Origin of the sequence: Bacterioplanoides sp. SCSIO 12839 (assembly GCF_024397975.1) — a bacterium.
Lineage (GTDB): Bacteria > Pseudomonadota > Gammaproteobacteria > Pseudomonadales > Oceanobacteraceae > Bacterioplanoides.
On sequence record NZ_CP073745.1, the window covers coordinates 2896937 to 2910214 of the forward strand.

At 48.0% G+C, this 13278-nt stretch carries 8 protein-coding genes; 6 read left to right on the top strand and 2 right to left on the bottom strand.

Going from position 1 to position 13278, the window contains the following annotated elements:
* Positions 1 to 12 precede the first annotated feature (12 nt).
* Positions 13 to 3591, bottom strand: a complete 3579-nt coding sequence (locus tag KFF03_RS13250) for a flagellin (RefSeq protein WP_255857402.1) — start codon at positions 3589 to 3591, stop codon at positions 13 to 15.
* A 599-nt stretch (positions 3592 to 4190) separates the two neighbouring features.
* Here KFF03_RS13250 and mqo point away from each other — a divergent pair.
* The 4 genes from mqo to KFF03_RS13270 all read left to right on the top strand — a co-directional run bounded on the left by mqo (position 4191) and on the right by KFF03_RS13270 (position 8699).
* On the top strand, positions 4191 to 5726 hold the full coding sequence (gene mqo / locus KFF03_RS13255) for a malate dehydrogenase (quinone) (protein ID WP_255860916.1): 1536 nt from the start codon (positions 4191 to 4193) through the stop codon (positions 5724 to 5726).
* A 119-nt stretch (positions 5727 to 5845) separates the two neighbouring features.
* Positions 5846 to 6979 (top strand): Re/Si-specific NAD(P)(+) transhydrogenase subunit alpha, encoded by a 1134-nt coding sequence (locus KFF03_RS13260; protein WP_255857403.1) that lies wholly within the window; start codon positions 5846 to 5848, stop codon positions 6977 to 6979.
* A gap of 14 nt (positions 6980 to 6993) precedes the next feature.
* A complete protein-coding gene (locus tag KFF03_RS13265) occupies positions 6994 to 7278 on the top strand; it encodes an NAD(P) transhydrogenase subunit alpha (protein ID WP_255857404.1) in 285 nt (94 codons plus the stop codon).
* Between the two features lie 11 nt (positions 7279 to 7289).
* Positions 7290 to 8699, top strand: coding sequence for an NAD(P)(+) transhydrogenase (Re/Si-specific) subunit beta (locus tag KFF03_RS13270; RefSeq protein ID WP_255857405.1), 1410 nt, complete (start codon positions 7290 to 7292; stop codon positions 8697 to 8699).
* Positions 8700 to 8828: 129 nt separating this feature from the next.
* On the opposite strand, the gene KFF03_RS13275 is transcribed toward KFF03_RS13270, so the two are convergent.
* Positions 8829 to 11084, bottom strand: a complete 2256-nt coding sequence (locus tag KFF03_RS13275; protein WP_255857406.1) for a TonB-dependent receptor domain-containing protein — start codon at positions 11082 to 11084, stop codon at positions 8829 to 8831.
* Positions 11085 to 11208: 124 nt separating this feature from the next.
* Here KFF03_RS13275 and KFF03_RS13280 point away from each other — a divergent pair, with 124 nt between their 5' ends.
* Positions 11209 to 12126 (top strand): sterol desaturase family protein, encoded by a 918-nt coding sequence (locus KFF03_RS13280; protein WP_255857407.1) that lies wholly within the window; start codon positions 11209 to 11211, stop codon positions 12124 to 12126.
* A gap of 2 nt (positions 12127 to 12128) precedes the next feature.
* Positions 12129 to 13277, top strand: a complete 1149-nt coding sequence (locus KFF03_RS13285; protein ID WP_255857408.1) for a DUF1513 domain-containing protein — start codon at positions 12129 to 12131, stop codon at positions 13275 to 13277.
* The last annotated feature ends 1 nt before the right edge of the window (position 13278 follow it).

The window sequence follows — 13278 nt, forward strand, 5'->3', positions numbered from 1 at the left end:
GTTCTTAAGAACTTATCCCAGCAGAGACAGAACCTGCTGACCGGCGGCGTTGGCCTGAGCCAGTACCGAAATACCCGCCTGCTGCAGTACGTTAGTACGCTGCAGTTCCGCTGTTTCAGCCGCGAAGTCCGCATCCTGAATACGGGAGTTTGCAGCATTCAGGTTTTCAGAGGTGATCTGCAGGTTACTTACAGTAGATTCCAGACGGTTCTGAATCGCACCCAAGTCAGCTCGCTGGCTGGCTACCTGGCCAATCGCGTTATCGATGGCAGTAATTGCAGCTGTTGCACCTTCGAAGGTAGAGATATCAATATCACTCAGGAACTGACCATCTTCACCACCACCATAGGTGCCTGTTGCCAGACCCAATGCGTTCAACTCAGAATTACCGTTAGCACCACCTTCTAAGGTGAACTCTTTAGCAGAAGAGAGCTTCACAGTACCGTATGTAGTTTCGTATGTCGCCGCTTCGGAAGAAGTGGCAGCACCGTCGACTGATGCAGCACCAAAGGTTGATTCACCAATGCCGGCAACCGAAGAATCCAGACCAAACAGCGCACCGATAGAAGCGTTAGCACCAGAGCGGTCATCGATCGCGATAGATACGTTACGACCATCAGCAGCAGTCAGGGTCAGAGATACACCGTTGTCCTCTGCAGTAACCCCGGTTTTACCGGCATTCTGATTGATCAGATTCAAGGCATCAGCTCGTGCACGGTCAGTATCAATATTATTCCCTGCATCGTTCTGCAGAGTCACAACACCAATTTCAACACCGTTGATGAAAATGCCAGCCTGATCACCCTGCTCAAATTGAGATAGTGTAGAGGTATCAACGCCGGTGCCACCTACAACTTCCGTTGCGTTAACAGTTGCAGTAACACCCGTCTCGTCAGAAACTTCGTTTACAGCCGCAGCAATCGCGATAGCTGACTGAGACTTTTCAGAAGACAAGATACGAGCACCATCGGATGCTACAGTCGCGGACGCCGTATCAGCATTAACATCGGCACCACCAATGGTCACACCATTAATCAGTACATCGCCATCTTCAAGCCCATTAACACCGGTATAGTCAACAGTCGATGAGTTACCTGAATACAGCTCACCACCCACGTCCGGATCAGACAAGCTAACCGATACATCCTGGCCATCTTCAGAGAAGAACTTCAACTCACCAGAAACATTCTTAGTAACCGAAGTAATTTCGAAGGAATCACCGTTGGCATTTTCAGCCGTTAAAGCACGACCTTCCGCTTCAGTAGCAATAGTGACTTCAGTGGCTGAGTAGTTACGAATCTGCAAGGCAATTTCACCGCTGCTGTCCAATGTTGCAGAAACATCAACGTTAGCGCCTGAGAAGTCAGTACTGTTAATGTCATCAACCAGATCCGATAAATTACCAGTAGCACCAGCAACCGTGACATCAACCCCGGCAATATCCAGCACATCACCAGACTCCAGTGTTGAGCCATCCAGAGTCAGGTTGATCTCTTCATAAGCCTTAACGCCATTGCTGGCAGTATTGATGCTGTTTGCAATATCAGCAACAGTTGAGTTTGCCGCAATCGTGGAAGTCACTGGCGCTGCATCACCAACAGCAATGGTCAGCTGATTTTCACCAGAAGTCGCCAGCACATCAGAGCCATCGGTTGTAATGGTTTGCGTACCTGCATCCAAAATTTCAGCATTGCTGGCACCACCAGCTTCTGTACCAGTAACACTAACGGACTGGCCAGCAGTGGTATTCTTGATTTCCAGGCTGCCCTGCAATGTCAGAGCTGTATTCGTAACAGACACAGCACCTGCGGAATCTGCAGAAGTCAGAGAGGTTGTACCGGCATCCGTTGCGATGGTTTGGCCCGTACCACTTTGAGTGTCATCAATCACCGTAATATTGACTGCTGTTTTAGCGAAGTTCAGTTCCGCTGTAACCGTCACTCCAGCAGTAAAACCTGTAGCGGTGTTAATCGAATCAGCCAATGCTGTTAAACGATCTGCTGTTGCAGTACCACCGGTAAAGGTATCTGAAGAAGCCAGAGCAATGTTTGCACCAGCAAGAGTCAAAGTACCAGCAGTATTCGCTGCAGTTGCGTAGTTAGAAACGCTGAATTCAATGCGTTCCTGCACGTCAATGCCTGTTACACCATCCAGAGTAGCGGCGGCCTGTGCTGTGGTTTGACCCGCTGCAACCTGCACATTACTAACGGTACCATTCACATCCACTGCAAATTCAGTATCCGCCGTTGTAGTTTCAGCCGTTGCAATCAAGCGGTTTGCAAATGAGCCACCATCCAGCGATGCACGATTATCATCAGCACGAGCAACTTTATTGGTCAGAGCTGCTGAGTCAGCACCAATTGACGACGCTGTAGAACTATCCGACTCTTTACTGGAAACGGTAACCGCTTCGGCACGGTCGTAAGTACCCGCGGTTAAACCCGCATTGGCCAGGTCACCACGGCCGGTACCATTACCACCACCAATTTCAATCGATTTCTGATCCCCATCTGCAATCAGGGTATAACCACCCTCGTAAGTGTTGGTGTAAACCGAACCTGAACCACCATTATCCGCACCACCTGAAAGGCCAGTTGCTGATGCGAAAGTATTTTGATCAAGACCAGTCAAATCGGTCGTGTCAAAAGTCAGAGTAATATTACGACCATCTTCAGCAACCAGGTTCACACCTGTCGCTCCAGACTCAGTATCAATCGCCTTCACACCAGTCTGATCTGCAACCGCATTGATCGCCTGAGAAATGGCTGCACGAGTTTGTGCCGCATCAGTAGTGGTAGAGAAAGAAATATCTACGCCGTTCAACGTAAACTTACCAGAGCCAGCTAAGCCAGTTTGCTCACTACCGGCAGCAACATTTTCGTTTACCTGAGCCGTCACACCGGTTTGATCAGCAAAACGGTTAATTGCAGCCGCCTTGGAGATTGCTGAAGCTGAATTATTAGCAACAGAAGCCGTGTCGTCTTCTGCGCGAGAAGCTGAAATTGCAACACCATTAATGGTTAAGTCGCCATTTTCCAACGCACTGTCAGTACCGATAGCACTCAAACCAGACTGAGATGAAGAACCCAGTTTATCAGCCGTTAACTCTGCAATAGAGATATCTACCGTCTGACCGGCATTAGCACCAATCTGGAAGGTTGCAGCAAAAGAGCCGTCTAACAGATTACGGCCGTTGAAATCAGTTTCTTCAGAAGTACGGGTAATCTCAGCAACCAGCTGATCAACCTCTGCCTGCAATGCATCACGGTCAACATCGGAGTTGGTTGCGTTAGCAGACTGAACCGCCAGCTCACGAATACGCTGTAAGCTGTCGTTAATAGAACCCAGTGCACCTTCAGCGGTTTGCGCCAGTGCAATACCGTCACCCGCGTTTCGGGTCGCAACATTCAGACCTTTGATCTGGGAGGTAAAACGAGTCGAAATAGCCAGACCCGCCGCGTCGTCTTTTGCGCTGTTAATACGCAGACCGGATGACAAACGCTGCAGTGCTTGTTGGTTAGCAGACTGCGATTTGTCCAGGTTACGCTGGGCATTAATCGAGGCAATGTTGGTATTAATAATTTGAGGCATAGCTTCGTCTCCTTTGCCACCCGAGGTGGCTATTGCCCACGATGCGGGGCTCAACTTAGTTCGTTACACCCTTTATAACGGCACGTCAGACGATTACTTTTATACCCTTTTGGAATTTAAATATTACTTTTAATCTCTAAAGGTTCAGTTAAAAACTAAAAATCCACCCGTTATGAAATAATTTTCTGATTCATAAGACAGCTTCATCTGAAAGGAGTAATACGTCCCCCCTCTCTGGTAAGGAATCCAAAAACCAAACCCTAGTTGCTGATCAAATAACAACCAAAAAGCTGAATACGTCACAACCAAGGCCTTTGAGGACAGTTTCTTATACAAAAACGATCAAAATATAATCGAATACAAATAGATAACAGCTGATCCATAAACAAAAGCTTATGCAAAATATAAAAAACTCTACTGATTGATAACTGTCTCAGCTATTGCGACTAAAGTCGCATATCCGTATAAATCGCCATATTGTCGCCATTGGCCTGACCAATCTGATCAATATCGAGCCATAAGCTCTGAATAACCGGCGCTGACCTGTGCCATCCGGAATCGGATCAACTCTGAAACAAGAGCTGTTCCCGAACAGGTGCCTGAATAACAGGCCCAGGAGACTGACGATGACCAAAAAACACGTTGATGCCTTACTAGTCGGCAGTGGTGTCATGAGCACAACACTGGCCACTTTACTGAAGAAGCTTGATCCATCACTGAATATTTTGATGGTTGAGCGCCTCGACGAGATTGCCGCCGAAAGTACCGATGGCTGGAACAACGCCGGTACTGGCCATGCGGGTTATTGTGAACTCAACTACACCCCGGAAAATGCCAAGGGTGAGGTTGAAATAGAACGTGCATTAGCCATCAACGCTAATTTCGAAGTCTCTTTGCAACTCTGGTCTTCTCTTATTGCTTCCGGTGATTTACCGGCACCACAACAGTTTATCAACCCAACCCCACACATCAGCTTTGTTTGGGGTAAAGACAACGTTGAATTTTTACGCAAACGCTACCAGAAGTTGTCGGTTCATCCATTATTTGCCGATATGGAATACAGCGAAGATCCGGCGGTTTTACAACAATGGATGCCACTGGTGATGGCCGAGCGAGGTCAGGATGAAGCGGTTGCCGCTACCCGTGTGAGCTATGGCGCGGATATCGACTTTGGCTCGCTGACCCGTAATCTGGTGAATAACCTGGAGCAGCAGAACGGTTTTGACCTGCTGCTGAATCACGAAGTCAGCCAGCTCAACAAATCTGCAGATCATTGGCAGGTTGTGGTTAAGAACCGCATCACCCGCCAGGCCGAAACCATTCAGGCGAAGTTTGTGTTTTTAGGTGCTGGCGGCGGTGCTTTGCCGTTGCTGCAAAAATCCAACATCCCTGAAAGCAAAGGTTACGGCGGTTTCCCGGTATCAGGCCAATGGTTGGTCTGTCAGAACCCGGACGTTATAAAACAACATCACGCTAAGGTGTACGGCAAAGCAGCCATCGGTGCACCACCAATGTCGGTTCCTCATTTGGATACCCGCATTATTAATGGCAAGTCCGCCTTGTTATTTGGCCCATACGCCGGATTTACCACGCAGTTTTTAAAGCAAGGTTCGAAGCTGGATCTGATCAAATCCGTCAGCGCCAATAATCTGCTGCCGATGATGCAGGTTGGTCTGAACAATATGGATCTGACGCGTTATTTAATCAGTGAAGTGATGCAGTCGCATGAAGACCGAATTAAAACTCTGCAGCAATATTTACCAGCGGCGAAGGCAAGCGATTGGAGCTTAGCGCACGCCGGACAACGTGTGCAGATCATCAAAAAAGATGAAAACGGCAAAGGCAAACTGGAATTTGGTACCGAGCTGGTTGCCGCAGCGGATGGCTCTCTGGCTGCATTATTAGGCGCGTCGCCCGGTGCTTCGGTTGCCGCCAAAGCCATGATTGAAGTACTGGAACGCTGCTTTGAGCAACAGATGAACTCAGGCTGGCAACAGCGTCTGAAACAGTTGATTCCTTCTTATGGTGAATCTCTGATTGATAACGCTCAACTGCTGGAGCAGGTGCGTTCACACACCTTATATACGCTGGGGTTACGCCCGGCTGACGAGTCAGAAAAGCCGATTGCTATGTAACACCCTTATGTAACTACATCCCTGATTTTAAAAGTCGCTTTCCACAGTCATTTATTGGCTGCAGGCGGCTTTTGCTCGCTTAAAAACATTTAATAATTAACTTAACAGGAGTACACACTATGTTAATTGGTGTACCTAAGGAAATTTATCCTGGGGAAGCCCGCGTTGCCCTGATACCGTCGGGTATTCAGGCGCTATTGGATAACGGCTTTGAAGTGGTTGTGCAGGAAGGTGCCGGTGACGAGGCACATTTTGCTGACGACGAATACCGTAACTGTGGTGCCAGCATTGCGCCAACCGCAGAGTCGTTATACCAACAAGCGGATATTATTTTAAAAGTCCGCCAGCCGCTGGATCAGGAAATCCCACTGTTAAAAGAAAACAGTACCCTGATCTGTCTGCTGGATGCCTGGTTTAACTTGCCGCTGGTCAGCCAGTTAGCCGAGAAAAAAGTGCGTTCGTTTGCGCTGGAATTTATTCCACGGACGACACGCGCGCAATCGATGGATGTATTAAGCTCCATGGGTGCCATCAGCGGTTACCGTTCGGTATTGGCGGGTGCGATGGCACTGCCACAATACTTCCCAATGTTAATGACCGCTGCGGGTACGATTCACCCGGCACGTGTATTCATCATTGGTGCTGGCGTTGCTGGCCTGATGGCGATTTCCACCGCCCGTCGTTTAGGCGCTGTAGTGGAAGCCTACGACACCCGTGCCGAAGTGCGCGAACAGGTAGAATCTCTGGGTGCCAAGTTCGTCGAGTTTGACCTGGAAACCGAAAGCGGCAACGAATCGGGTTACGCCAGCGAGAAGTCAGAAGCCTTCTACCGCAAACAGCGCGAACAGATGACCACCAAAATCTCACAAGCCGATATGGTCATCACCACAGCCGCGATTCCGGGTAAAGCCAGCCCACGCCTGATCACCAAAGACATGCTGCATTACATGAAAAAAGGTTCCGTGATTGTCGATCTGGCGGCTGAACGTGGCGGTAACGTCGAAGGTACAGTTGCGGGTGAAAAAGTCTATCTGGATGGCGTCACCATTATTGGTTACACCGACCACCCAGGTCGTGTTCCGGTACACGCATCACAGCTGTTAACCAAAAACATCACCACCTTCCTACTGAATATGACCGCTGATGGCGCGCTGAATATCGATATGGAAGACGACATCATCGCCGCCACGTTAGTGACCGAAGACGGTGCCATTAAACACGATGGCTTAAAAGCCCAAATCGAAAACGCTTAAGAGGAATTCCCAAGATGGAAATGTTCATCATGAGCCTGACCATTTTTGTGCTGGCTGTTTTTGTCGGTGTCGAAGTGATCAATAAAGTACCGCCTACCCTGCACACACCGTTAATGAGTGGCACCAATGCCATCTCCGGCATTGTCGTTGTGGGTGCGATTATCAGCTCTGGCGGCAGTGAGCACACTACGGTTCTGTCGACCGTTTTAGGCGTTGCGGCAATTGCCTTAGCCACCATCAACATTGTGGCCGGTTTCTTGGTGACCGACCGCATGCTGAATATGTTTAAAAAGAAGTAAGGGGCTGATTTGTGGATACATTAATTAATTTAGGTTACCTGGTTTCTGCCGTACTGTTTATCCTCGGCATCAAAGGTATGACCACCCCCAAAACGGCGGTTCGTGGTAACCAGATGTCAGCCACCGGCATGCTGATTGCGGTTATCGTTGCTCTGCTCGACAACAACGTGGTGACTTACGAATACATCATTATTGGTGTGTTAATTGGTGGCACCATTGGTGCGATCTTAGCGAAAAAAATCGCCATGACCGATATGCCAGAACTGGTTGCCGCTCTGAACGGTATTGGTGGTGGTGCATCTCTGCTGGTTGCTGCGGCGAACTATCTGGAGAGCCAGAAACTGGCTGAAATGGGCAAGTTTGTTCCCAGCTACGACTGGTCGATTGCCGTTATTATGTCGATTCTGATTGGTGCCGTTACCTTAACCGGTTCTTTTATTGCCGTGGGCAAATTAAAAGGCAGCATTGGTGATTCCAACAAAGTTTTCCTGTTTAAGACCATCGTAAAACTGTGCTTAGTGGCTCTGCTGGCTGGTGCGGCTTACTTCGCGGCGGTTGATCCACTGAACTCTGATCTGCTGATTGCTGGTTTGATTGTTCTGTGTCTGGTACTGGGTATCTGTCTGGTGATGCCAATTGGCGGTGCCGACATGCCAGTTGTTGTTGCCCTGCTGAACTCATACTCCGGTTTAGCAGGCGCTGCCGCGGGTTTTGTGCTGGAGAACAACGGCCTGATTATCACCGGTTCTCTGGTAGGTGCATCGGGCATCATCTTAACCAGCATTATGTGTAAAGCGATGAACCGCTCACTGACCAACGTTCTGTTTGGTGGTTCAATGGCTGAAACAGCTGGTGTAAGCCGTGATGAAAACGATGCCTTCTACGAAGGTAAAGTGAAGTTCTCTTCTGCTGATGAGCTGGCTATGTTGCTGGATGGCGCACAAAACGTGGTCTTTGTTCCGGGTTATGGTTTAGCCGTTGCCCAGGCACAACACGCAACCCGTGAACTGGCTAATATGCTGGAAGCTCAGGGTGCCAGCGTTAAATACGCCATTCACCCGGTTGCCGGTCGTATGCCGGGTCATATGAACGTATTACTGGCCGAGGCCGAAGTTCCATACGATCAGCTGGTTGAAATGGATGCCATTAACCCGGAATTCTCGCAAACCGACGTGACTATCGTATTGGGTGCTAACGACGTAGTGAACCCGGCAGCGGCACAAGATCCAAACTCACCGATCTTTGGTATGCCAATTCTGGACGTGCATAACGCCAAAACCGTAGTTGTGGTTAAACGTGGCTTATCACCAGGTTTTGCAGGTATTCCAAACGAGCTGTTTATCCGTGATAACTCGTTGATGGTTGCTGGCGATGCGAAGAAGGTGCTGCAGGATACGATTTCTGCATTGAAAGACCTGTAAGCTCTGCACTGCAGGATCAGTAAAACTTCTGCAAGTTGCCTGAAAATAAAAAGCCCGTCATAGATATTGAATCTATGACGGGCTTTTTTGTACGGTACTAGTTAGATTAAAACTCGGATCAAAACACAATCAGAACTTAAATTTAGCACCCACATTCACGGAACGATCTTTACCCGGGCGGAAGCCATAAGGCTTAACTGCTACCACATATTCGTTACCCAATAAGTTATCAACTGTGCTGTATAGCTGTAACTGCTTGGTTACCTGATAACTACCGGATAAATCGAATACGGTGTAAGCATCGACCTTATCTTCTTCGGCAATGCTGCCTTTGCCCGGCACATTACGCACTTCGCTCTGATACAAAGCAGATACATGAACAGCCCATACGCCATTGGTTAAACCGGTTTGTACATTCAGGCGATGTTCTGGCAGGTAAGCAATACGGTAGCCTTCTTCGATATCCAAACCAGCTTCACCAAACGCTCCACTGGTATCAGTAAAGTCTTCACCAAACTCACCACGGCTGTAGGTATAGCTGGTTGATACTGGTAACGACAGATTGCTGAGCTGATATTCATGACCCCAACTGGCTTCGACACCATACACCTGAGCATTACCGGCATTGGCTTGCTCATCCACCAGATCATTATCACAGCCATTCTGGAACGAGCAGGTGCCGCTGAACTGGTTATAGTCGTTTAAGAAGGCAATGACTTCCGCCTGGCCATAGCCACTGTAGCGACCACCAAACTCATAATTGATGCTTTCTTCCGGCTGAATATCAGCGGAGCTGCTTGGCGTTGCGGCAGTGAAACCTTTATGAACACCACCTAACACACCGAAGCTCTCGGTGAGCTGGGAATATACCCCGATACCCGGCAGAGTAATGGATTGATTTAATGTCGTTTTACTTACTTTAGAACCATTAACCAGGTCGTATACGGTACGAGTGGTTTCGATTTCTTCATGACGTACACCAACGGTGATCGTTGTGTTATCAATCTGAATATCATCTTTGATATAGACCGCAATTGCTGTTGCTTCATCTTTATTGCGAGTGGTGGATTCAAACGTACCATCAACGGCCTGCAAATCCCCGCCTTGCAGCATACGGTAACTCTGCTCGGTATGATGACGTTTGATTTCATCCTGATGAATGCGCAAACCAACCTCAACATCGTGCGTGATATCAGCGCTGTTCAGCACATAATTTGCCCGAGTCTGGAAACCCTGAGAAACAAATTCACGACCATTATTACCAATTCTTAACTCTTCTACTTCAGACTGGCCACTGGCACGCTCACCAGTCAGGATCTGATAGAAAGAACGATTTTGCGGATCATCCGGATTTGCCAGGATTTCACTCAGGCTAACGTCATTAGTATTGAAACTGTTCAGCTTAAACCAATCACGTTCGAATCCATTACGATACACATCGGTGGTTAACGTAAAGTCATTCATCTCAAACTGATGCGTCAGGTGGATCTGGGTATGTTCCCATTCCATGTTGTCCAGACGTGATGCGGCATAACGACGATACGCATCATCATCAAAGTCATCTTTGGTTAATCCCAGATAGGTTTCATCTGAATTTTCATCGGCATAACCCAACTTCAGCTGAAATAACTGGCTGCTCTCACTGCCTTGTAATTGATAGCTGGTTTTTAAGTTAAAGTCGTTGCGTTCAAAACCCGTGTCTTCGCCGGTATCCAGATCCTTAAAACCATCAGTTGAGACATTCAGGCCTTCAATCAGATAGCCAAAGTCACCCTGTTGACCGCCGTAATGAGCCGCCAAACGCTGAAAGTTGAAGCTGCCGTACTGAACATCAACCTCCCCTTCACGGTTGAAAGGAATCGGGCGGCTTACCAGGTTAATGGCACCGCCAATGGTTGCGGGACCATACTGAATCGTGGATGGGCCTTTAAACACTTCCACCGCACTCATACGAGATACATTCGGGAAATAATAGGCCGCAGGAGCTGAATACGGAGCCGGGCCGGATAACACGCCGTCTTCCATCACTGTGACCTTCTTACTGCGTTCAGGAGCGGTGCCACGCAAACCAATATTCGGACGCAAACCGTAACCGTCTTCTTCCTGAAGGTTAACGCCAGGAACCGCATTTAATACCCGGTGAATGTCGGTGTATTCAAACGTATCCAGTGCCACATCATCGATCAGCGTGGCTGAACCTGGCTGGCGGCTGATTTCATCCGCACCACCAGTGATATAAACATTATCAAGAGCCACTTCATCGTCATTCGCTTCCACCGCCATAACAGATGGGGCAGTAGCCAAAGCAACGGCGAGAGCCAGGGGCTTCACCGCATAACGGCCAGGATTAGAAAAAAGGGGAAGGTTCAGCAACAGTTTAGACACGGCTTACTCCGCAGGAACTACTATAAAAAATAATCTGTGGCGCATTTAACCATAAATGAGATTCAATATTAAAGGTGTTGGAGATGAGTTATCATTCAGACTTTGATTTAGTTGCAACCTTGCTATGTCAGCTTTTCCCGATATGTTTCCGGATGGCTTGTTATTTACCCTGATACAGTGGCTTCAGGCGTTATCAGCCATTATTTGGACACCAGAAAGCCGAACTTTTTGGGCTTATTGGCTCAGTGCTGCCGTGATTGTTGTTATATGGGCAACAGCCTCATGGCCAAGTCGAAAACAACACCTGAAACCCTGGTTGACACTGTCTTATTGGTGGAACACATCAACCCGGCAAGACTACCTGTTAATTCTTCTGAACAGTCTGATTTTTATTGGCTCCGCAGGGTTCTGGCTGGTTGTTAGTATCAGTATGGCAAATTGGGCTTTTATTGCGCTCAGCAGTCTTTCTCCTGCTGCCGAGTTAGCAACCAGCACTTCCCTGACGTTACTGGTTAGCTATAGCATTGTATTGTTTCTGGCCGAAGATCTGAGTCGTTACGGTTTGCATAAGCTACTCCATAGCCGCTGGTTATGGCGTATCCACGCGGTGCATCACAGCGCTTCAATCCTTACCCCTTTGTCATTATTCAGAGTTCACCCACTGGAGAAACTGCTGTATCAACTGCGCTCATCTTGTGTACATGGCCTGATGATTGGTATTTTCTTTTATGGCTTTGGTGTTCAGCAGCAGGCATGGCAACTCTTTGGTATTTCAGGATTTGTTTTATTATTTAATATTTTTGGTGCCAACCTGCGCCATAGCATGGTGCCGATCAGCTTCGGTAAGTTGGAACATTTTCTGATCAGCCCTGTCCAACACCAATTGCATCACTCACCCGGCTACAGTCGCCAGAATCTGGGTTCCGTACTGGCAATCTGGGATAAGTTATTCGGCACCTGGACACAAGCCAACAATGAGCAAACCGTGTCATTACCTAAAGTCGATAAACCTTTATTACACCAGCTATTACTAAAGAGATAACCATGGCCATCCGACGTCGCCAGTTTTTACATGCCGGACTTAGTTTGCCGTTATTAAGCGCCTGTGATTTCGCCGGATTAACAACACCGAATGGCTGGCTGGTCAGCGGTTATCGTATTCAACCAGCCCCAACATCTGAGACGTATCAATACGGCGTAATGGCGTTTGATCCACAAGGTAATGTGCGCGCTGACTTTACCGTTAACGATGAAGTGCATCTGGCGTGCTTCTCACCCGATTTAAAGCACATTCTAGTGTGCTCCCGAATTCCCGGAGCCGCATTAACCTTGTACGATTTCGATGGCAAGCTTATAGCGTCAACATTACCGCCAAACCATCAACATTTTGAAGGCCACGCGGTGTTCTCTGATGATGGACAATTTATTTACGCCACTGCCAGTAACTACCAAACCACTGGCGGGAAGCTGCTTAAGCTTAAAGCCGACAATTTATCCGTGATTAATGAGTTTGATAGTGGTGGTATTGGCCCCCATGAACTGGTCTGGCAAACCTCCACTACATCAAACAGAACTACATCAAACAGAACCGTGTTAGCCATTGCCAACACCGGTGTTAAAACTCATCCGGATTCTGGCCGAAAGCCGCTAAATATTGACGACATACACTCTAATGTCAGCTTGTTTGATACCCAGCAACAAACCATTATCCATCAGTGGTTTGTTAATCAGGATGCATTAACCGCACGTCATCTTGATGCACTGCCCAATGGTGATTTAATTATTGGCTGCCAGTATAAAAAAGACGACCGATACCCTGTTGTGATTGCCTTAGCGAAACCAGAGCAGAATCGTCTGTCATTTAGTGATAATCAACCTGGTGCCTTTCATTTTAAAATGCAGGGCTACAGTGCCAGTGTTACAGCGTTTGGTGATTCTCAGGCGTTAATTACCAATCCGCGTGGACATCTGATCAGTCAGTGGAACACTCAAAAAACAACGCCCGAACTACAGCAGCATCAGTCGCTGCAATATGCCAAAGGCGTGGTTGCTGATCGCGCAGGAAAAACAGCGTATATCAGTCAGGGACAAGGCAGATTATGGCGCTATGATCAATCAGGATTAACGGAAGTAACACTGAAACAGCAGAAAACTATTTGGTGGGGAAATCATATGAGTGGTGACATTGGGTGAA

Excerpts from the sequence above, each read along its gene's own strand:
- KFF03_RS13250 (WP_255857402.1), bottom strand. The coding sequence starts at position 3,591 with ATGCCTCAAATTATTAATACCAACATTGCCTCGATTAATGCCCAGCGT.
- KFF03_RS13260 (WP_255857403.1), top strand. The coding sequence starts at position 5,846 with ATGTTAATTGGTGTACCTAAGGAAATTTATCCTGGGGAAGCCCGCGTT.
- KFF03_RS13265 (WP_255857404.1), top strand. The coding sequence starts at position 6,994 with ATGGAAATGTTCATCATGAGCCTGACCATTTTTGTGCTGGCTGTTTTT.
- KFF03_RS13280 (WP_255857407.1), top strand. The coding sequence starts at position 11,209 with ATGTCAGCTTTTCCCGATATGTTTCCGGATGGCTTGTTATTTACCCTG.
- KFF03_RS13285 (WP_255857408.1), top strand. The coding sequence starts at position 12,129 with ATGGCCATCCGACGTCGCCAGTTTTTACATGCCGGACTTAGTTTGCCG.